20 protein-coding genes and 3 tRNA genes are annotated in these 21,403 nt (G+C 45.6%); 10 read left to right on the top strand and 13 right to left on the bottom strand.

Annotated elements, in window-relative coordinates; all coding sequences use genetic code 11:
- Positions 1-56: 56 nt before the first annotated feature.
- The 5 genes from J3P40_RS10955 to J3P40_RS10935 form a co-directional block, all read right to left on the bottom strand.
- Complete coding sequence (locus J3P40_RS10955) at positions 57-1,133, bottom strand: glycoside hydrolase family 43 protein (protein ID WP_256005463.1); 1,077 nt, start codon at positions 1,131-1,133, stop codon at positions 57-59.
- A gap of 291 nt (positions 1,134-1,424) precedes the next feature.
- Positions 1,425-1,498, bottom strand: a tRNA-Pro gene (locus J3P40_RS10950).
- A gap of 66 nt (positions 1,499-1,564) precedes the next feature.
- Positions 1,565-3,088, bottom strand: a complete 1,524-nt coding sequence (locus J3P40_RS10945; RefSeq protein ID WP_256005461.1) for a CotH kinase family protein — start codon at positions 3,086-3,088, stop codon at positions 1,565-1,567.
- Between the two features lie 297 nt (positions 3,089-3,385).
- Entirely contained in the window at positions 3,386-5,005 is a 1,620-nt protein-coding gene (locus tag J3P40_RS10940) for a glycoside hydrolase family 43 protein (protein ID WP_256005459.1), read from the bottom strand.
- A gap of 27 nt (positions 5,006-5,032) precedes the next feature.
- Positions 5,033-6,067, bottom strand: a complete 1,035-nt coding sequence (locus J3P40_RS10935; RefSeq protein WP_256005457.1) for an arabinan endo-1,5-alpha-L-arabinosidase — start codon at positions 6,065-6,067, stop codon at positions 5,033-5,035.
- Between the two features lie 113 nt (positions 6,068-6,180).
- Between J3P40_RS10935 and J3P40_RS10930 the strand changes: the two genes are divergently transcribed.
- Genes J3P40_RS10930 through J3P40_RS10920 form a run of 3 tightly spaced genes read left to right on the top strand, consistent with a single transcriptional unit; the run spans position 6,181 to position 7,618 of the window.
- A complete protein-coding gene (locus tag J3P40_RS10930; protein ID WP_256005455.1) occupies positions 6,181-6,774 on the top strand; it encodes a TetR/AcrR family transcriptional regulator in 594 nt (197 codons plus the stop codon).
- Between the two features lie 46 nt (positions 6,775-6,820).
- The gene (locus tag J3P40_RS10925) at positions 6,821-7,288 is read left to right on the top strand and encodes a hypothetical protein (RefSeq protein ID WP_256005453.1); all 468 of its coding nucleotides are present in this window, start codon (positions 6,821-6,823) and stop codon (positions 7,286-7,288) included.
- 12 nt (positions 7,289-7,300) lie between these two features.
- Positions 7,301-7,618 (top strand): DUF3817 domain-containing protein, encoded by a 318-nt coding sequence (locus J3P40_RS10920; RefSeq protein WP_256005450.1) that lies wholly within the window; start codon positions 7,301-7,303, stop codon positions 7,616-7,618.
- Here J3P40_RS10920 and J3P40_RS10915 read toward each other — a convergent pair.
- Positions 7,570-8,109 (bottom strand): DinB family protein, encoded by a 540-nt coding sequence (locus J3P40_RS10915; RefSeq protein WP_256005448.1) that lies wholly within the window; start codon positions 8,107-8,109, stop codon positions 7,570-7,572. The two genes, J3P40_RS10920 and J3P40_RS10915, sit on opposite strands and share 49 nt — an antisense overlap.
- 145 nt (positions 8,110-8,254) lie before the next feature.
- Here J3P40_RS10915 and J3P40_RS10910 point away from each other — a divergent pair, with 145 nt between their 5' ends.
- A complete protein-coding gene (locus J3P40_RS10910) occupies positions 8,255-8,755 on the top strand; it encodes a DinB family protein (RefSeq protein WP_256005446.1) in 501 nt (166 codons plus the stop codon).
- An 83-nt stretch (positions 8,756-8,838) separates the two neighbouring features.
- Here the strand turns inward: J3P40_RS10910 and J3P40_RS10905 are convergent.
- From J3P40_RS10905 to J3P40_RS10885, 5 genes are all read right to left on the bottom strand, one after another.
- Positions 8,839-8,912 (bottom strand) — tRNA-Pro (locus J3P40_RS10905).
- A gap of 128 nt (positions 8,913-9,040) precedes the next feature.
- Entirely contained in the window at positions 9,041-10,201 is a 1,161-nt protein-coding gene (locus J3P40_RS10900) for a cellulase family glycosylhydrolase (RefSeq protein WP_256005443.1), read from the bottom strand.
- A gap of 26 nt (positions 10,202-10,227) precedes the next feature.
- Entirely contained in the window at positions 10,228-11,187 is a 960-nt protein-coding gene (locus J3P40_RS10895) for an SPFH domain-containing protein (RefSeq protein ID WP_256005441.1), read from the bottom strand.
- A gap of 8 nt (positions 11,188-11,195) precedes the next feature.
- Positions 11,196-11,642 carry an NfeD family protein gene (locus J3P40_RS10890; RefSeq protein WP_256005439.1) on the bottom strand — a complete coding sequence of 149 codons (447 nt, stop codon included), beginning with the start codon at positions 11,640-11,642 and terminating at the stop codon, positions 11,196-11,198.
- Positions 11,643-11,716: 74 nt separating this feature from the next.
- The gene (locus J3P40_RS10885; RefSeq protein WP_256005437.1) at positions 11,717-12,346 is read right to left on the bottom strand and encodes a trimeric intracellular cation channel family protein; all 630 of its coding nucleotides are present in this window, start codon (positions 12,344-12,346) and stop codon (positions 11,717-11,719) included.
- A gap of 56 nt (positions 12,347-12,402) precedes the next feature.
- On the opposite strand from J3P40_RS10885, the gene J3P40_RS10880 reads away from it, so the two are divergent.
- Positions 12,403-12,897: a VOC family protein gene (locus J3P40_RS10880; RefSeq protein WP_256005435.1), complete on the top strand. Its 495-nt coding sequence runs from the start codon at positions 12,403-12,405 to the stop codon at positions 12,895-12,897.
- Between the two features lie 56 nt (positions 12,898-12,953).
- Here J3P40_RS10880 and J3P40_RS10875 read toward each other — a convergent pair.
- Together J3P40_RS10875 and J3P40_RS10870 are read right to left on the bottom strand one after the other, a co-directional pair.
- A tRNA-Ser gene (locus tag J3P40_RS10875) sits at positions 12,954-13,040 on the bottom strand.
- An 88-nt stretch (positions 13,041-13,128) separates the two neighbouring features.
- Positions 13,129-15,135 carry an HD family phosphohydrolase gene (locus tag J3P40_RS10870; protein ID WP_256007070.1) on the bottom strand — a complete coding sequence of 669 codons (2,007 nt, stop codon included), beginning with the start codon at positions 15,133-15,135 and terminating at the stop codon, positions 13,129-13,131.
- A gap of 182 nt (positions 15,136-15,317) precedes the next feature.
- Between J3P40_RS10870 and J3P40_RS10865 the strand changes: the two genes are divergently transcribed.
- The 5 genes from J3P40_RS10865 to J3P40_RS10845 all read left to right on the top strand — a co-directional run bounded on the left by J3P40_RS10865 (position 15,318) and on the right by J3P40_RS10845 (position 21,390).
- Positions 15,318-16,496, top strand: a complete 1,179-nt coding sequence (locus tag J3P40_RS10865) for an acetyl-CoA C-acyltransferase (RefSeq protein WP_256005432.1) — start codon at positions 15,318-15,320, stop codon at positions 16,494-16,496.
- 4 nt (positions 16,497-16,500) lie between these two features.
- Positions 16,501-17,418 (top strand): hypothetical protein, encoded by a 918-nt coding sequence (locus J3P40_RS10860; protein WP_256005429.1) that lies wholly within the window; start codon positions 16,501-16,503, stop codon positions 17,416-17,418.
- An 82-nt stretch (positions 17,419-17,500) separates the two neighbouring features.
- Positions 17,501-19,069 carry a peptide MFS transporter gene (locus J3P40_RS10855; protein ID WP_256005427.1) on the top strand — a complete coding sequence of 523 codons (1,569 nt, stop codon included), beginning with the start codon at positions 17,501-17,503 and terminating at the stop codon, positions 19,067-19,069.
- Between the two features lie 49 nt (positions 19,070-19,118).
- Positions 19,119-20,615: a peptide MFS transporter gene (locus tag J3P40_RS10850; protein ID WP_256005425.1), complete on the top strand. Its 1,497-nt coding sequence runs from the start codon at positions 19,119-19,121 to the stop codon at positions 20,613-20,615.
- A gap of 49 nt (positions 20,616-20,664) precedes the next feature.
- Positions 20,665-21,390, top strand: coding sequence for a polyprenol monophosphomannose synthase (locus J3P40_RS10845; RefSeq protein ID WP_256005422.1), 726 nt, complete (start codon positions 20,665-20,667; stop codon positions 21,388-21,390).
- The last annotated feature ends 13 nt before the right edge of the window (positions 21,391-21,403 follow it).

Raw genomic sequence — 21,403 nt, 5'->3', positions numbered from 1 at the left:
AAGCGCACGCAACAAATGTTTAGCGAAATATAAAAATACGTAAGAATACGTGTGGTCTATTTTTCCAGTTCCAGCTCGCCGGATGGGCGCTTCATCTCGCCTCTTCCCTTAGGCGTTCCAAACACCGGGTTGCCTTTGGCATCGAAAGAAAACTTTTGCAGGTGTACTTCCCTGTTGTCCCAGCCACCGCCAATAGCAGCCTTAGAATGGTAATAGATCCAGTATTCGCTGTCGTCTGGCGATGTGGTCATGCTGGCGTGCCCCAGTCCATGCACGGTAGATGTTCCCTGAAACACTGGCTGCCCGTGTTTTACCCATGCCTTAGGATCGAGCAGGTTTTTAGCGCCGGGACTAAGCCTCAGCTGACCCAGTTTGTAATGCTCCGTCCACGACCCCCGGGTAGAATAAATGATGAATACATCCTTGCCATGCTGTAAGATTTGCGGACCTTCCTGCAGGATGATGTGGTCTCCTTTTTCCCATGGCAGTTCCGGTTTAGAAAGCAATACGCGTTTTCCCGCAAGCGTCCATGGATTTTTCATTTCCGCGATGTACAAGTTTTGGTTCACATCGTGATGGTCGTGCAAGGCCTCCCAGCCCGACCATATGGCGTAAAGTTTTCCCTCGTGCTTTAAAACCGTCATGTCTATAGCCCAGCAATTGTCCTTCTTCATTCCAGGATCGTCGCCGGTATATAGCATCCCTTTATCCGTGTACGGACCAAAAGGGCTATCACTTTCGAGCACACCGGCACGCTGGGCATAATACGGCGCGCCCCTGTGCACAGATCCGGCATAATAGATATACCACTTACCGTCTATATGATGAATCTCGGGAGCCCAGAGATTATAGCTGTTCCAGGCATCCTTTGGCGGCGTCCAAACTACTTCAGTTTTCTCAAAGCGGGTAAGAAAACGCGATTCGGTAACCGCAAAACCGCCTCCCCTGTTAAAAATGGTATAATACTTACCGTTATGTTTTGTTACAAAAGGATCAGCACCCTTGCGCAAAGGGTTTACAAAGGTTTCCTTCCCAACGCCATTGGCCTCTGATGCGGTATTACCCGTAACCTGTGCGTAAGCGGACGAACAGCAGAGTGACGCCGTAAGCAGAAAAATAAATGTACTTTTCATTCGTGTGTATTTGTGTGTGTGTACGGGGTTAAATTTACAGGTCTTATTTAAAAAACCTTGTAATTTCTTTTGTACAAAAGAGGGTTCATGACGGCACCAAGTGTGCGTCTAATAGGGGATTACTGAGAGATTAATCCTAGACTTGTCCACAAAACCAGGTACCTTTTGCGAACCAGCCTGCAATTAGTCTGGGACTAGTCTGCCATCAGGCCCCTTTTTGGGGGCAGCGAGGGCACGGGAAAAGCCTATGGAAACAGAAAGACCAGTCAGTTATTCTGACTGGTCTGATAGTCGGGATGGCAGGATTTGAACCTACGACCTCCAGCACCCCATGCTGGCGCGATACCGGGCTACGCTACATCCCGAACATTGGCAAATAAAGCACTTATGCGGCGCAGCACAAATGTATAAATGTTGGCTAAAAAAACCAATTATTGATATTCATTGCTGTTAAATTTTGTATCGAGCCAGGCGATGTGGTTGGTTAAGAAATCTTTAAGATATTTGACATCTCCGGTGTACCAGCCGGAAACATACATTTCCAGGTACGATTGCTTCTTCAGAATATCCCATTTCGTGAAATTTCTCACCTGTGATACGGCAAGTCGCTTTTCGATTATGGGAACGAGATCGGGAACTGCCTGAATCTTGGGCTTGAGCTCATTCCACCTGCTCCTGATGCGCTGCCTGAAACTGCGGTCGGTCATCAGCTGCTTAAACCATATCTTAGGTTCAAATGCATGATCGGCCATTAAGCCGTTCACCTGATTGCCCAAACGGTTATCGTTGTTCGCTGCTTTATCAAAATCCCATATAGGGCCCACATAAATCTTATCGTTGTCTTTTTTCTTGTACATATACGTACTCCGGAAAGCATCGGGATTGCCTATGACCTCGTTTACGATATAAAAATCTACATAGCTATCCACATCGAAATACTTGCGGTAACCATTTTGCGGATCGGTATACTGATCTCCGTACATGGCATCTTCAAGCTTTTGGAAATGCGTCTTTATATATTCTTTTTGCTCGGTGGTAATTTCGTCTTCATCCGGGTACTTGATCACAAAAGGCATACGCTTGGCGGTATAAAAGTAGACCGGCTCGCCGGTAGCAAACAGGTCCTGCTCAATTAAGTAACCGCCATCCTCTACATCTACCCGGTACTTGTCTTCCTTGATCTGCTCCACCAACTGATACGTACCCCGGTAGTCGCCATTCAGATATACCTCAACCCAGCGGGAGTCAGGCGTAAATTCCCTGCCGATGTTCCGGCTTAGTGTAAAGGCCAGTTCGTTGCGCATCAGCGTTTTATCGGCATAATTGGCCAGCAAAACCCAGTGCCTGTTTTCGCCCATACCGAGCAACGATGCCTTCTTTTCCAGCTTAATGCGGTAAGGCTTCTTCGGCATGTCGTTCCAGGTAGAGTTGCCCCTCCCCTTAATTTCCGTTTTACCGTCAAATGCCACATCCTTGAAATTGCTTACAATTTTGATGGTACCGTTTACATATACATCTTTACTGTTTATAGGTGCACCGTTGGTATTGATATAAAGCGCTGAAATACCGTTGTCGGTAAACTTTACCGTGTACGTTTTTTTAGTGCCGTCTTCTGCCAGCACGGTGTAGTCGAGCTTGTTGCTGAAGTTATTGGCCGTTACGCCGCTCGACTGTTCGAGCGAACCGACTTTAATTCCGACGCCCTCATACTCAAATTCGGGTATAAGTGAAGTAATATTGGTTCCCGCAAAAGCTCTTGCGTAGACGGTGTCTCCGATTATTTCGCCCTGAACGTCGTGCACAAGCACGGGATTCTTGTCTGCCTTGAACACAAGCGACTTTAGTGTTTTGTCGCTCTTCAGCTCAACAACTGGCTCTTGAGGTGTCTCGTCTTTCTTACATGCCGAAAGAAAAACCAGAAAGAAAAACAGGTGTTTTATACAGGTTCTGTTCATGATTTTAAATCGTATATTTGGTTATAGTTCAGGGCGTTCTGGCCCGTTAAATATTCAATATACAAAATAAAGTTCGAACTGTCCTCATTCAGTCAGCCACTGATCGAGGATCCACCTCGGTTAAACCGCCTTAACATCAGCATCAGGTAAGCACCCGCTATTAGCCCGTTGATGATAAGCTCCCGATACTGTTACGACCCTATTATCACCCTATTATCACCCTATTACCACCCTATTACCACCCTATTCAGGTGAAACTCAGCAGGAAGCCTGATGCTTTCCTGCTGATACCGGTACCTAATTGTTCTTTAATCCGAAATGCCTGAAGATAGCATGCTCACCTGCACCTTTGGCCACAATGCCTGCGCGATAGCCCATGCCCCATGGCGCATACCTGGAAGCATTGAAATCAGTTGAATACAGTTTAACCCAGTCAGATTTATGCTTTTTATAAAAGAAATCGATGAACTTGCCGTTGTTGCTGATTTGCATTTTCAAATCAATGGTGCCCGACAATGACTCATTGCTTTGCTTCAGGACCTCATACTTTTTGTTCAGGTTATTGAACACAACAAACCCTTGCTTGGAGGCAGCGATGCCGATGCCGCCGAGTTCTCCGGGCCATTTGCTTTCAAAGATAGCACCGCCAAGGCACACACCGGCTGTAGCTCCGGTTACTTCCACCTCCGCCGTAATGTCGAAGTTAACGGTCTTGATGTACTGTCCAAGGAATGTGCCCAGCTCGTGATTGTCGTTGCCTGCAGTCAGGTGAAGCCCTTTATCGAAACTCATCTGCGGTTTCTGCAGTTTGGATGGCCATTGCCAAACCAGGTTTAACTGCTTGTCTTTACGGAAGTCGTTATAAAAATCGAGTTCTTGCTTAGGCCGGTTGGCCACAGTGGCATTGTGCAGCACCGGCCAGCCATCGGCACCCATTTTGAGTTCTTCAATGATACCTTCGCGACCAACAAACACATCGTATTCTTTGTTAAAGGCGTGGTAAAGCATAAACAAACGGTTGTCGGCCGATTGTACTACGGTACCATGACCAGGGCATCTCCAGCGGTCGTTGCTCACCATAACCGGGTTCTTTTCGTACTTCTCCCATTTACCTTCGGCCAGGTTGCGTGTGCGTGCAATACCCGTTTTGTAATTGCAATTGGCATCGCAACATCCGCCGACAGCGTACAAGCTGTACACGTATTCGCCTAACCTGAAAAAGCAGGCGCCTTCTACCAGGGCTGTTTCCCAGGGCTGGCTGTTGGTGTAAACTTTGCGTTTGGTACCCAGCAACTTTGTGCGGCTCTCGTTGATTTCCTGCACCCATATCCAGCTTTCCTTGCCGCATCCGTTACCGTCGTTCTTCCAGAACGCGTATATTTTACCGTTATCCTGAAACTCGAAGGCATCGATTGCTCCACAGTCGTCTTCAATGATCACCGGACCGTTGTCGGTAAACTTGCCAGTCTCGATCTCATCGGCATCTATCCAGGCAATACCGCATTGCAAACCCGGGTTGCCATTTACTTTCCTGTTGTGCGCGGTATAATAGGCATAAATCCGGTTTTGTTTGGCATCGTAGGCGAGCTCTGAAGCCCAGAAGTTATTCTCGCCCCATTGGTCTTTCATATCCTTGAAACCTCCCGGGAATACATGGTTTACCAGCTTCCAATCGCGCAAATTGGTGGATTTATATATGGTAAAATAGGGCGCCCACTCGTTGGTAGTAGAGGTAGCGTAGTATACCTTCCCTACACGTATGATGGAAGGGTCAGGGTTATCTCCAGGGAGCGCAGGATTTACCAGTGGTACAGGCGCAGTTGTAGCTGAATTGCCCGTATCCTGCTTTTTTAGTCCGCATGAAAATAACGCCAGGGCAATAAATGCCGATGCAGCGGATAATTTAATGTTTTTCAAAGTCATGTTTATGAGTAAGTTTCAAATCTAATGCTTTTTCTGAACTACCGGCCATCCGTCTTCCCAGGATAGCTTCTCCATGCCGAGACGCTCATAGCTGTCGGTATAGCTGTGGAATGCCATGTAATCGATCCCGTCAAAAGTGTAGGCAGAATTGTGTCCTCTTGCGTATACTTTGCGGTCGGGACCAGTATCGCCGCCCAGCACCAGCGTACCACCATTCTTGGCCATGCTCTTGCCTTCCCGGTCGAGATACGGGCCTGTGATCTTTTCGGAACGGCCGACCCGGATATTGTAAGTGCTGTTTGCACCTGCGCAACAGGCATCCCAGGACACGAACAGGTAATAGTATTTTCCTTTCTTAAAAATGAAAGGCGCCTCCACAGCCCCGTTGCCCACCTCCTCGTCAGTATATTTAAAGTCGCGCGGCCGCGCCGCAATGGTATGCCAGATCTGCGGCTCGGCAGGGGTCTTAAAATCATTGCCGAGTTTAACAAGCTTGAGGCCATTCCAGTGTGAGCCAAAGCTTAACCATGGCGTACCGTGCTCATCAACAGTAAGGTTTGGATCGATCGCGTTCCAGTCGTCGCGGCCCGTGACAGACTGAACAACCATGCCCTCATCTACCCATTTATAATCCTTCGAAGTCGGATCAAGCGTTTTATTGGTCGCCATCCCAATAACCGAGGTGTTTTTACCGAAAATAGACGTGGCATAATACAGGTACCATTTCCCGTTATGAAAGCTCAGATCGGGCGCCCAGAAACCAAGGCCTTTAAAACCGGGTAATCGCTGCGCCACCCATTGGGGTGCTTCGCTAAACACTGACGGACGTTTTTCCCAGGTCTTCATGTCTTTAGACGACCATACCTGTATGCCTCCCCCTGTGAAATACACGTAATAGGTATCGCCTTCTTTGGCCATACAGGGATCCCTTACACCCGGATCGGTAGTCACATCACCCAGCTTAAATCTACCCCTGCTTTGTGGGGTTCCGGTGGGTTGTTGCGCATAGAGCGACATGCTGAAGGACAGCAGCATGGTTAATAAAACAAGCTTCATTTGTGTTCTTATCTGGTTAAATAAGCTGGCAATATAAGCATAGCCTTCGTTAAGTTACAAAATTCTGACGCAAAAGCGGCGCTATAAAACATACCAAGTGGTATCTTTGGCTCATGACCATGTCGAAAGCTGCGGCCACAAAACAAGCGATCTTAGCGAAGTCCCTGGAACTCATTTACCGGAAGGGGTATCATGGCACCAGCATTGACGATATCATTAAGACGATCAATGTAACTAAGGGCGCCTTCTTTTATCATTTCAAATCGAAAGAAGAAATGGGCCTGGCCATCATCAACGAGATCTTCTACCCGCAGGTAATGGATGGACTCGGAAGGCCGCTGAGCCAGGGTGAAGATGTCACTGAGGGGATATATAAGATGCTGCATACATTGCTGTTCGACGATTCTGTTTTCAGGGTGGAATACGGTTGCCCTGTGGTAAATCTCGTTGAGGAAATGTCGCCAGTAAGCGAAGCATTCAGAAAGGCCTTAGGCCGACTGATGCAGCGGGTTGCGGAGGCTCTGGAATCTGCGCTCCTTGGGGCGCAGAAGAATGGTCAGATCAGGGCTGATGTGGATACCAAGGGGGTGGCGACTTTCATTCTAACCGGTTACAGTGGTGTCAGAAACCTGGGGAAGGTTTTGGGAAGAACTGCCTATACGGGTTTCTTGAAAGAAATGAAAACGTATTTATCTCGATTAAAATAAGCATTTTAAAAAATTTTAAACAAAAACATACCAATTAGTATCTTTCATGATGTACGAACTTTTACTCCCGCTCCATTCCTTGTTCAGATGGCTTGTTCTTTTCAGGCTCTTCTGTGCCGTTTTTACAGCGCTTTTCGCCTATGTAAAAGGCTCACCATTCAGCAAATGGCATAATAGCCTTCGCCATTGGACAGCGACAATTGCGCATATACAGCTAATGCTGGGTATTTTGATCTACACGAAAAGTCCCTTGGTTAAAGCCTTCTTCTCTGCGCCGGCCGACCATGGCGGTCGTGCAGGCTTCTCCTTTTTTGCGGTTGTACATTTGGGGCTTATGCTGTTAAGTATTGTCTTGATTACCATTGGCTCTGCAAAAGCGAAAAGGCAACAGGAAAGTGCTGAAAAATTCAAGACGATGCTGGTCTGGTTTTCCATTGCGCTGCTGATCATTCTGGCAGCCATTCCCTGGCCATTTTCACCATTGGCAAGTCGCCCCTATTTCCGAAACTTTTAAATGCAAAACGATATGATCAATTTTCTTAAAACCCCAATTGGCCGGCTTCGCCTGATCGGATACCTGGAAGGCATTTCACTCCTCGTCCTGGTGTTCGTTGCGGTTCCGCTGAAATATTTTTTCGACTACCCGGACCTGGTGAGGGCACTCGGTCCGATACACGGGGCGCTGTTTCTGCTTTTCCTGTATTCTGCCATTAGCGTGGGTATAGAAGAAAAATGGCGTTTTAGAGAAACGACCTGGAAGGTGCTGTTGGCATGCCTGATACCTTTTGGAACTTTTTATATCGATAGATTTATCCTCGGGAAGTACCGGTCTCTTAAAACCTGAACGTGGTGAAGCGGGTGGCCGGCGATAATGTAAGCCAGCGCAAGGGTCGAATTAATGATGTTGCTGCACAGGCCTGTACGACGCAACATGGGTTTGTCGAAGCTGCTGAAGAGGGCTATGGTAGTTTGTCTTACCAAGTCAAATTCATGCAGCAGATCCTCGATAGTACGCTGACTGGCATTGGTGTGTATGGCAAAGTGCTCTTCATCAAAGCCAGGCAAAGCCGTCTGATCGTTACGGGCAATGCGAAGCGCCCGGTAACTTAGTATGTGTTCAGTATCGATCAGGTGCTGAAGGATATCTTTTGCCGTCCACTTTCCAGGCGCATAGACCTGGTCGCCCAACTGTTTCAGCTTCACCAGGTCATCTGCGCGGAATATACTCCGGTGCCTCTGCAACACTTCCGATACCGGCACGTCGTCTGCGAACCGGATATATCCTTGCTGCCATTCATGTATCGGGTGAATTGCTGTGATGTCTGCTTTTGTCATACACAAAAATAAGCATACTATTTTGTTTTGGCCGAAGAAGGTTCACAGTTATGTTTAACTAAATTTATTAGTTATTAAAAATGATTTTATACTAACTATATTAGTTTAAATGATATATTTGGGTCCACTATTTAACAACACTTGTATGTACCGAAATATTCACGATTTTCTGGAGAACTGGAAATACGAAACTGAAAGCACGCTTAAATTACTTAACCACATTACTGAGGAAACCCGTGCAACACTAGTCCATGAACACGTTCGTTCATTAGAACGCCTTGCCTGGCACTTAACCCAAACGATTACCGAAATGGGGCATAAAGCGGGTTTATTTGCTGAAGATCCGTTGGAGCATTTGCCCGTGCCAGGGAGCTTTACCGACCTGATTTCGGTCTACGCAGACTACGCGGCTCAGATCGCCAAGGCCATACCGCTGAAGTGGACAGATTCTGTCCTTGCCGAGAAGGTAAATATGTATGGCGACGAATGGACTAAAGGTACCGTTCTGCATATTTTGATTACGCATCAGTCTCATCATCGCGGACAAATGACAGTTATTATGCGAATACTTGGTTTACCGGTTCCTGGTTTATACGGCCCGTCAAAAGAAGAATGGGCAGAGATTGGAATGACTGCTCCTGAGTAGTCGTCGCTAGCGTTGTGATCAAAAACTAAAAGGCCTTAAATCGTTGATTTAAGGCCTTTTAATAGAATTTGACTTCTATTTTGTCGGGGTGGCAGGATTCGAACCTACGACCTCCACATCCCAAATGTGGCGCGATACCGGGCTACGCTACACCCCGAACTGGTATCTTTTTTTTCCAAAGCTTGTCGCTGTGGAGCGCAAAGATATGAAAAAAAGATCTTCGTGCAAATATTTATGCAAAAGGCCGAAAATTGATTTTTTCGGCCTTTTTATACACCTTGATTACTAGCGTTTTGTAGTGCTTTCTGTCCCCGTCATTTTCTTGATGAAATCGACTTCCTCTTGTTTGTACGGCGTACCGTCTGTCTGGAAGATATCGTGAAACCAAAGCGGTGGCTCCGCGGAATAAGTTTTTGTCCAGCTATCCCATGGATAGATGGTTTGCGTTTTCCCGTTTACGAAACCCCAGTTATACATGGCCACATTATATTTTTTTGCAATGGGCAGGAAACCAGCAAAAGTACTTCCATTGGGACGAGCCATGTACTCAGTGCAGATTATTGGCCGTTCGTACCGCTGCAGCCACTTTATACACGTCTCAAATTCTTCAGGTGCTCCATAGTTATGAAAGGAGATAATGTCTGATTGCTCCAGCTGAAGGGCTTCAATCGGTTTAAGTTTAGAAGGCTCCGACCAATTGCCCGCCCAAACACCCGAGGTAAGTGGTTGCGATGGTGAAACCTCGCGAGCCCAACGGAAAGTTTCGGTAAGTAAAGGTATGATCAACGCTACCTTATTGGGAATTTCTACCGCTTCATAAGAAGGTCCTGTCATGTTATCAGGCTCGTTCCATAAGTCCCAGGCAAGAATGCGGTCGTCATTCTTAAAGTGACGTAGCAGGCTCTTCACATACCGTTCCAGTCGCGGATACTGCGTAGAGTCTTTTAAAGCAAGCTGACCCGGACTTTGCACCCATCCTGGGTTGTGCGTATGTGGCTTTGGCGTACGCTGCTTTCCTAGTTTCGGGAAGGGATCCCAGCAGGAGTCAAATATCACAAACAGTGGCTTTATGTTATGCTTTGCGGCTATGTCTAAGAAGATGTCCATTCTTTTAAAGAAGCCAACAGAATCCTGCTCGTATAACAGATCGTGCAGGTAAACGCGAGCGGTATTCATACCGATAGACCTGGCCCAGCCGAGTTCCCGGTTGATCGTCAGGGTATCAAATGAATCTGCCTGCCACATCTCCAACTGATTTATTGCTGTGCTGGGAATGAAATTAGCTCCTACAAGCCAGGGCTGTTTATTGTACCAGGCCGTAGCTTTCTCTTTGGTCCATTTAGTGCCTTTCGTCCCTTCGGAACTCTTCACTGTGGAGCAGCTTTGCAGGATAAGCAGCGTTCCGGCCACCAATGCTAATGTGATTGTCTTAAGTGTTTGATGCATAGAAATTGATTTGTGTTATAAATGACCTAAGCCTTTCTGCCGATGTTTGTACCTTGTACCGGGCCATTGATGTTTGCTGTATTAAGGACGGAAGTAACGCTTGAAATCACGCCGGCGATATTGGACAGATCGGCCGGAACGATCATACTGTTGTTTACTTTCGCCAGCTTACCAAACTCTGTAAGGTACTGCTCAGCAATTCGAAGGTTCACTGCGTTTACGCCACCTTCCTGATTGATGGACTTGGCGATCTCGACAATACCCTTGGCGGTTGCCACGGCTACCATCTCAATTTCAGCGGCGGTTCCGCTCGCTTCATTGATCTTCCGCATTTTTTCACCTTCCGAACGGGCAATCATTTCCTGCTTGTCTCCTTCTGCACGGTTTATTTTTGCCTGCTTATCTCCTTCTGATTCTGCAATAAGGGCGCGTTTTTCACGCTCGGCACGCATTTGCTTTTCCATGGCATCACGGATACTTTGAGGCGGAGCAATATTTTTCACTTCATAGCGGGATACCTTTATACCCCATGGATCGCTGGCCCTGTCAACCGCACTTACGATGGTTGCATTTACCGTTTCCCGCTCTTCAAAAGTTTTATCAAGTTCCATACGTCCAATGACACTTCTCATGGTTGTCTGAGATATCTGGATTACTGCAAAGCGATAATTATCAATGCCATACGAGGCTTTCTGAGGGTCAATAACCTGGAGGTAAAGAATTCCGTCGACCTCCACTGCGATATTGTCTTTCGTTATACATATCTGGGAAGCCACATCTATAGCCTGCTCCTTGAGATTCTGCTTGTAGGCAACTTTATCGATGAAAGGTATCAGAATATGGAATCCTGCATCCAAAGAACGGCTATACTTGCCCAGACGCTCAATGATAAAAACTGTTCGCTGCGGTACTACCTTGAACGTTGATGTAAAGGCGATCAATAGAAAGACCGCTAGGATAATAAGAATATAGGTTGCTGGACTCATAATATGGATTAGTTATTTGGTATTGGTTTTACGATTAATTTTATACTCTTTGTGCCAGTTATCAGCACATTTTCTCCGGCGAGAATGGGCTCGTCAGATATTGCATCCCACATCGTTCCCTTAAACTCAACTTTTCCCTGCTGATTGGGACCAATGTTTGTCTCTGCCTGCCCCACTTTACCCACAAACTCGTCTTCCAGCTCAGTGTCGTTTACCGTGGTACCGAACTTTGCTTTCAACCAATTCCTCAGCAGCAGTACGGTGATAACGGAACTGCCAATGAAAACCAAAATCTGTGTGTTCACAGACACATCGGCCATAAGTGTCATGATGGCAACGATCCAGGCCCCGACACCAAAGAAAAACAGGATAAAGCCCGGTAGTAAAAATTCAAGTAGAAAAAAGGCAAACCCGATACAAAACCAGATCAGCGTATCGTTAAAAAAATCGTTCATAGCGGAGCATAATTGAAAATATATTTGATTAAAGCGGTTTCGAGCTGTCAATATACAAAAAAAAATCAAAGATGCTAGACCTGTTTTCGGGCGAAGACGGGTAAATTCCATCGATAGCGCAGCGCGAGCAACCGGATGATGAAACATATTACCAGTGCCAGAAGAGAGGTCTGATCGCTGCTTAACCATTTAAAATGACGACCCAGCACAACAAGTCCGGCACCAATAAGAGCGGCAGAGGCGTACACCTCCCTTTGCAAAATGACAGGCACTCTGTTGAGCAGGATATCACGCAGGACACCTCCGCCTACGGCTGTGGTAATACCCAACAGGATAGCGACCTGATCATTATGTCCGTAGGCCAGACTTTTTTGTGCGCCGGTAACGGCAAAAAGCGCTAAGCCCAGGGCATCAAAGAACAATACCGGATGATTGAGCCGCTGTACCAATGGATATAAGCTTATCGTCATGCCGGCGGCAATTATAGCTGCGACAAGATAACGCCAGTTGGCCAGACCCGCAGGCGGTATAGCCCCAATACACAGATCTCTGATAATTCCGCCTCCACATGCTACCGTAAATGCTATAGCACAGATACCAAACAGGTCCATACCACGCTGCCTGGCGGCCGCTGCCCCGCTTATGGCAAAAACAAAAGCACCAGCAAGATCAAGAAAATAGTACAGCGTGTGAAGTTGCTCCATTGCTTTTTAAATATAAGCACAGATTCTGTATATTAACAAACGTCAAAAGATAAAACATGCAAACAGAACAGAACTATATTGTACCGGCAAATACCCGGATAGGACACGTGCATTTAAAGGTTGCTAATCTCGACCGGGCCCTAGCTTTTTACCAGGGTTTGCTGGGCTTTGAACTGATCACCATGTATGGCAGCCAGGCAGCATTTATCTCGGCCGGAGGTTACCATCATCATATTGGATTAAATACCTGGTATAGTGAAGATGCGCCGCCTGCGCGTGCCGAAGGCGTCGGCCTGTTTCACACCGCCATCGTTTACCCTAGCAGGCGTGACCTCGCAGTCATATTTGATCGCCTTCGCCGTGCCCCTTACCCGCTTACGGGGGCTTCTGACCACGGTGTATCGGAAGCGTTGTATCTTAACGATCCGGACGGTAATGGTGTTGAGCTTTATTGGGATCGCCCGAGGGAACAGTGGCCGCTCAAAGCTGATGGATCTATTGAGATGTATACCAGAATGCTTGATTTGAACAGCTTACTCGCCGAATTATGACGCTGGTAGTCATATGTGTCAAATAAAAAAGGGCTTCACTAATGAAACCCTTTTCGCGGAGAGGGCGGGATTCGAACCCGCGGTACCGTTACCAGTACGACAGTTTAGCAAACTGTTCCTTTCGGCCACTCAGGCACCTCTCCTTTTACCTAAAAACTTCGTTTTTGGGTTTGCAAATATAGTAATTCATTGAACTATGCAAAAAAAAATCGATGGCTTTGGGGATAAAATTTAGACGTTTTGCTGATAATCAATTCGGACGTGGTAAATACTCATAAGCATCGTCTTGAATATCAGCTTTATAGTTTCAATGTCCTTTAAAGTAAGATCGCAGTTGTCTAATTGATTTTGTTCGAGTTTATAATCAATTATGCGTTCTACAAGGTCGTTGATACGTTGAGCATCCGGATTCTTCAGACTTCTTGAAGCAGCTTCGACCGAGTCGGCCAACATTAATACGCCCGTTTCTTTTGAAAAAGGAATGGGGCCCGGGTAGCGGAAAATGTTTTCATCCACGAACTTCTCCGGCGAATTCTTAAGAAAGGATTGGTAAAAGAAGTCGACGCGTGTATTGCCGTGGTGCGTTCTTATGAAATCAATCACACTTTCCGGCAGTTGGTGCCGTCTGGTGATCTCTATTCCTTTATGAACGTGCTTTATGATTATCTGGGCACTTTGTTCATAAGGAAGCTTGTCGTGCGGACTGGCACCGGTATTCTGGTTCTCAATAAAATACTGAGGATTCTCCATTTTACCAATGTCATGATACAGCGCACCTGCCCGTACCAGCAATGAGTTTCCACCTATCTTAAAAATAGCTGCCTCAGCCAGATTGGCTACCTGCAGCGAGTGCTGAAATGTACCCGGCGCTTTAAAGGCAAGTTCTCGCAGCAGCTTATTGTTGGTATTGGTAAGCTCAATAAGTGCGACGTCGGAGGTTATACCGAATAATCTTTCAAACGCATAGATTAGCGGATAAGCAAGCAGTGATAACAGCACACTAATAAGGAAAGGCACAAAGTTGAGCCATTCGATTTGCCGCACCGACCCCTCCCTCAACAGGGCAATACCAATAAAGGAAATGAAATACGCGGATAATATATAAAGGGCCGATACGAGCAATTGCTCGCGTTTTACCAGATTTCGTATACTATAAATGGCCACCATACCGGCTGTGGTTTGGTAAAACACGAACTCAAAGCTGTTTGGCACAAAAAAGCCCGCGATAAGGATAACCAGAAGATGCAGATACAGGGCAAGCCGGGTATCAAACAAGATCCGGATAATGATCGGCACAATACAAAATGGTATATAATGCAAGCTGGGCAGGTTAAGTTTAATAGCCCAGGTGAGCGATAAAAGCATAATTACTGTTACCAGCAAGAGCAGGGAGAGCTGACGGTTATCTGCAAAGATGTCTTTCCTGAAAAGCTTAAGAAAAATCATGAGCAAGCTCACAATAAAACCAACAAGTACAACCTGGCCCAAATATACTTCACGGCTATCGCCCACGGTTTTCGTCTGGGCTTCATAGCTTTCTCGGAAGGAAAGCAGCTTCTGATAGGTGTCTTCGTCAATCACTGCATTTTTGGCAACAATGAGTTCACCCTTCTGAACCATCCCCCTGGTGGTCGACAAGCTGTTAACTGTATTTTCCTGAACAATCTGTGTAAGACGCTCATTAAATATGATATTGGGCCTTAAATGGTCTTCCGCCATGGTAAGAATCAGTTCCCGTGCGTTTGGGTTGACCGAGATATAGTTCTTTCCGAAATACGCGAGCGCTGTAGAAACAGTGAAAACGTCCTGGGTACTCATTGTGGTAGCAACATTGTCGTTCATCAGCGAGAAATCGTAATACGGCTCCTCTCCCTGATGCTTGTTGTTGATCGCAATAATACCCTTCTGATAAATTGCGCGCAGCAATTTCAGGCTTCGGTCCCGTTCAGGTATCCGGTCGTTCTCGGGTAGCGAATTGCTTTTCCACTTAACCTCAAATTCGCTGATGTAGGCTTCTTCTATCCCATTGAACATGTTTTTGTTCAGGGCATAAATGGGCAAAACGTTAGCCAGCGCTTCCTCCCTGTCTGTGTTTACCTGCGGACTTGTTTTAAGGATAGCAAAACTGAAAGGAGAAACAAGATCCTTATTCTTCCAAATCTCACCTTTTTCAAATTCGTACCTGAACCGGGGCTGTTTAGGCAAAAATGCTGTTATGATAAATACAGAAAGTATCATCATAATGTACTTGAAGTTTGATGAGTACTTGCGGTACAATACCTTATGTGAATTTTTCCTGATCTTAGCCAATCTAGTCTTCTGTTAATTCAAATCCAAACTTAGATAAAGTTAAGTAAAAATCAACCACCTATAGCGGCAATTTGCATAACTTTGCTTCCAACTAACTTAAATGCATATAAATGAGAGAAGTAGTGATTATTTCAGCAGTGAGAACGCCAATAGGAAGTTTTGGAGGTTCTTTGTCAAGTTTATCAGCAACACAGCTTGGGGGCTTTGCGATTAAAGCTGCAGTTGAGAAGGCAGGTCTTACTTCCTCTGATATTCAGGAGGTTTATATGGGAAACGTGCTGTCTGCGAACCTCGGTCAGGCTCCTGCCACACAGGCTGCTAAACTCGCCGGCCTGCCTGACGTCCCGGCTACCACCATTAACAAAGTCTGCGCTTCAGGCACAAAAGCCATCATGCTGGCTGCTCAAAGTATTGCTTTAGGAGAGCAGGATATTATTATAGCAGGTGGCATGGAAAGCATGAGCAATGTTCCTTTTTACCTTGATAAAGCCAGGACAGGATACAGATTAGGGCATGGACAGGTTACTGACGGTTTGGTGAAAGATGGACTTTGGGATGTTTACAATGACTATCACATGGGGTCAGCTGCTGAATTATGTGCCTCCACATGTAATATTAGTCGTGAGGATCAGGACGCTTACGCTATTTCCTCATACAAGAGAGCACAGGAAGCACAGTCGTCGGGCAGGTTTGATGCGGAAATAGCACCGGTAACGCTGGCCGACCGTAAGGGTGCGGAAACGACTATCGACAGAGACGAAGAGCCATTCTCTGTTAAGTTTGAGAAGATCTCGGCACTGAAGCCTGTTTTTAAAAAAGATGGTACAGTTACTGCGGCAAACGCTTCGACGCTAAATGACGGAGCTGCTGCCCTTGTGCTGATGAGCGCTGATAAAGCAAAAGAGATGGGTTTAAAGCCTCTGGCAAAAATTCTGTCTTATGCCGATGCGCAACAGCAGCCGGAATGGTTCACTACTGCACCATCTAAAGCTATCCCTCTGGCTATTCAGAAAGCGGGAATTCAGGCTTCGGACGTGGACTACTATGAAATTAACGAGGCTTTTTCCGTAGTTGCGCTGGCAAACAATCGCGAACTCAGTTTAAGTGAAGATAAGGTAAATGTAAATGGTGGCGCTGTAGCGATAGGTCACCCGCTCGGCGCATCCGGGGCCCGCATTGTTGTTACTTTGCTGTCAGTCCTGGCACAAAACAAGGCAAGAATTGGCGTAGCAGGAATATGTAACGGCGGAGGCGGCGCCAGTGCGATTGTTATTGAACGTTTGGACTAGTCAGATGATCAAGACCTTAAAGCATATACTTGGTTTCAGCATTTTACTTACGTCTATTACTGTAGGTCGGGCCCAGCACAGCTTTTCGTTTAATAATGAACCTGTATTAGCTAAATATCAGGACAGCTTGGTGGCTCTTAACAGCCTTATACTTGCATCTGAAAATAACGCCAGCCGGTTTGAGCATAATGCTGCATTCATTAAGACCTTGGTAAATGCTTTGAAAACACCTTTTTCGTTTGCCTTCCCCTTCGATTCGCTAAAGACCATATCAGTGGTTAAGTCGCCCGACAATGCGCTGCGGATTCTTTCCTGGTCGGTACCCGCTGATGACGGGTCGTATCGTTTTTTTGGGGCGATACAAATGGCAACCACCAATGGCCAATTAAAGTTATATCCGCTTATTGACCAAACTGATAATCTAAAAACTCCTTATGAAGTAACCGACCACCAACGCTGGTATGGGGCAAGGTATTACGAAATAGGTTTTGTGCCTGGAACTAAGCCATACTACGTACTCCTGGGCTGGAAGGGTAACAATCAGAAGACAACCAAAAAAGTAATAGAAGTTCTTTCTTTTGAAAAAGACCTTCCGGTATTTGGCAAACCTGTATTTGAAGGAAGTAAGTCTGTTGCCAGCAAAAACCGGATCATTTTTGAGTACAACAAAATGAATTCCATGACGCTCACTATAGATAAGAGCGTTAACCTCCTTGTTTTTGATCACCTTGCACCATTTACGCCGGATATGGAGGGTAATTTCGAGTATTACGCCTCTGATCTCAGCTTTGATGCTTTCAAATTTGTAAACAGTAAGCTTAGACTTGTTGAAAACGTCGAATTAAAGAACGAGCCCAACGAAATGGACGACTTTTATATAGACCCTGAAGACAAATCCACAACTCCTGTAAAGAAATTGTAGCAGCATTTGGGAGTTTGACTGCATGTACCTATCTTGCGCAATAAACTAACTAAACATTCTAAATATTTTTCACTGATTCAACATGACTACAAAAAATTTGGGGACGCCAAATGACTTTTTCGAGAATAAAGTACTTGGGCATCCCGCCGGTTTGTTTGTACTTTTCTTCACGGAAATGTGGGAACGTTTTTCATACTATGGAATGCGTGCCCTGCTGGTACTTTTTTTGACTTCAAGCATTGCAACCGGGGGTTGGGCATGGTCAAGCGCAGAAGCTATTTCGTTGTATGGAACGTACACCATGGGCGTATATCTCACACCGGTTCTGGGCGGTTTAATTGCTGACCGCTTGTTGGGATACCGTTGGGCTGTAATCGTGGGGGCGTTGATAATGACCCTCGGCCATGCTAGTATGGCTGTAGAAACTCCTTTTTTCCTTTATGTTGGTTTGGGATGTCTGATGATAGGCAATGGATTATTTAAGCCTAATATGACTTCGATAGTCTCCAATATGTATAAGGATTTTCCTGAGAAGAAGGACGGCGCATACTCGATATTCTACATGGGCGTAAACGCTGGTGCGTTTTTAGGAATCATGCTTTGTGGTTACATCGGCGAGAAAATATCCTGGAGCTGGGGTTTCGGTTTGGCCGGGATATTTATGTTCCTTGGAATGCTTCAGTTCTATTTTACCAAGGGTATTTTCGGAAATATCGGCCTGCTTCCCAGCGAAGAGAGAAAACTGAAGGCTGCCGAAAAAACTACAGACACTAAAGAGATCGTTGAGGAAGAAAAGGTTCCGGGCCATATCATCCGGGATCGTCTCATTGTCGTTTTTATTTTCTCCGTCTTTACAATCTTCTTCTGGGCGGCATTTGAACAGGCTGGTGGAAGTATGACCATTTTTGCGAAGGAGAACACTACCCGAATCTTAACTGGTACAGCTGGAACAACTTTCAAGGTGGTAGACGCAGTACTTACCATAGTACCGTTGATGATTATCACATATGTGCTTTCTAAACTCTTTTCAAATACATTCCGCAGATTTAAAACAGGAAACATAGTCCTGTCCGTTAGCTTTATTATCATTTGGTGTATTGTGTTATGGAAGGTTCAGCGTGAATTCTCGGCAGAAACAACGGAAATTGCAGCTTCCTGGTTCAATATCCTGAACTCACTTTTCATTATTTGCTTTGCGCCCGGGTTTTCGAAATGGTGGGAGAGTAAATACAATCTTCCAGCGTCCATGAAATTCGGTCTGGGATTAACTTTACTGGGTCTAGGGTTTGGCTTCCTCGCTTATGCTGCAATGTCCATCACGTCACCGGAGATTAAAGTCAGCATGATATGGTTGGTTTTTGCTTACTTATTCCACACGCTTGGCGAGCTTTGTATTTCACCTGTTGGACTCTCGTACGTAAGCAAACTGGTGCCTGCGAAATGGATTGGTTTCATGTTTGGTGTATACTACCTTTTCATTGCAATGGGTAACAAGCTCGCCGGTGCTTCGGGCAGTATGATTGAGGAAATTACAAGCAAATACAGCTTGTCTACTTTCTTTTTGATCTTCACCTTGATACCGATAGCAGCGGGAATTATCATTGCAGCGCTACATCCGCTTATCAAAAGATTAATGCATGGTGTAAAATAAAATAACTCAAGCCTCCTGTAACCAGGAGGCTTTTTTAATATACGGCAATATGCAGAATGAAATTACTTTAGATCAGATCCAGAACTTCAAGGGTAAATACCCTAAGCAGCTATGGTCGCTTTTTTTCTCAGAAATGTGGGAGCGCTTTTGCTTCTATGGAATGCGGGGCATGCTTACGTATTTCATGGTTACAGAACTCTTCATGAATGATGTAGAAGCTAACCTTCAGTATGGGGCCACTCAGGCTTTTGTTTATGCCTTTACCTTCATAGGCGGACTTTTTGCCGACAAAATACTTGGATTCAGGAAGTCCCTATTCTGGGGTGGTATGCTTATGATTATCGGGAGCGCGATATTGGCCTTTGATCCGCATGAATTTTTCTTTCTCGGCATCAGCTTCACCGTTGTGGGTACCGGATTTTTTAAACCAAATATATCTACGATGGTAGGAACCTTGTATAAAGGAAACGATGCAAGACGCGATGCTGGATTTTCCTTGTTTTATGCTGGGATTAATATAGGTGCCTTACTTGGCGGATACGCCTGCGTTGCTATAGGTAAGGCATATTCCTGGCATTTGGCTTTTGGCCTAGCAGGTATTGTCATGACCATCAGTCTGATCACCTTTCTCGTCACTCAGAGAAGTCTGGGTCCTATCGGTTTGTCGCCACTGAAGTCGTCCGATTCTTCTGCCGCAAAAGCAAACACGCGGTGGTACGATTACGCCGTATACGCAGGGTCACTTGCAGCCATTCCGGTGGTAATGACTATGGTAGCCAAAACCCAGTACACCGATTGGTTCATGTATGTAATAGGTCCCGCAACATTGCTTTATCTTGTTTATGAAATGACCAGATACGGATGGGCTGAACGCAAAAAGCTGTTGGCAGCGCTTGTATTTATTTTCTTTTCGATAATTTTCTGGGGAATATTTGAGCAAAGTGGAGGTTCGCTGTCATTATTTGCCGCACGGAACCTCGACAACAAGTTGCTCGGTGTCATCACACTGGATCCGAATGGTGTAAACAATTCTGCAAACTCACTCTTTGTAATCATATTCGCATTTATATTCGGATACATCTGGATAGGTCTTGCAAAGCGAAAGATTGAACCTAATACGGTTGTCAAATTCGGACTGGCTTTTATCTTTTTATCAGCCGGGTTCTTTGTGATGTATGCTACACGTTTCTTTGCAAACGCCCAGGGAATAACTTCTCTGGACGCGTTTACGCTGGCTTACTTATTTATAACGTTCGGAGAACTCTGCCTCTCTCCAATCGGACTTTCCATTATGACAAAATTATCTCCAGCCAGATTGCAGGGCGTAATGATGGGCATGTGGTTTCTGGCGAGCGCTTACGGTCAGTATGTAGCTGGTATATTGGGCGCGGGCATGTCTGAAGCTGGTGAGAATGATACGCTTACACAAAAGCTCCTCACTTTCACAGACGAATACCGGCAACTGGCAATTTACGCTTTAATATCCGGCGTGGTGTTGATCGTGATCGCACCTGTGGTCAGAAAACTGATGCAGGAGGTAAAATAGTCTGTTTATTCAATGAGAATAATTATTTTAGCTGATTAATTTATCATTCGTGTCAGACAGTTTAGTTATTATTCCCACCTACAACGAGCGGGAGAATATCGAAAAAATTATCAGGAAGATTTTTTCATTGAGCCATCCCTTTGAGCTGCTTATCATCGATGATGGTTCGCCTGATGGAACTGCTGATATTGTGAAGAAGCTGCAATTAGAATTTCCGCAATTACATCTTGAAGAAAGAACTGGCAAGCTGGGCTTGGGAACTGCTTATATACACGGTTTTAAATGGGCATTGGCGCGGCCTCAATATGAATATATATTTGAAATGGATGCCGATTTTTCTCATAATCCGGACGACTTAGTCAGACTCCACAACGCATGTGCGGAAGGATCGGATGTAGCTATAGGCTCGCGATATGTGCGTGGCGTTAATGTCGTCAACTGGCCTATGAGTCGTGTGCTGATGTCATATTTCGCTTCCATGTACGTCCGGTTAATAACTGGAATTAATATTCAGGACGCGACCGCGGGCTTTAAATGTTACAGACGTAAGGTACTCGAAAAGATTCCGTTGGACCAGATCAGATTTGTAGGCTATGCATTTCAGATTGAAATGAAGTTTACCGCCATCCAATATGGCTTTAAAGTGGTAGAAGTTCCGATCATTTTTACGGACCGCACTGAAGGAACTTCAAAAATGAGTACAAGAATCTTCAGAGAAGCTTTTTTCGGAGTCATACAAATGAAGGTGGAAAGCTGGTTCAGGAAGTATAAGTAGCAAAACAAAGTAC

The sequence above is a fragment of the Pedobacter deserti genome (assembly GCF_024436415.1).
Taxonomy (GTDB): domain Bacteria; phylum Bacteroidota; class Bacteroidia; order Sphingobacteriales; family Sphingobacteriaceae; genus Pedobacter; species Pedobacter faecalis.
The sequence above is the reverse complement of the archived record's forward strand: the minus strand, read 5'-3'. Positions and strand labels throughout refer to the sequence as shown.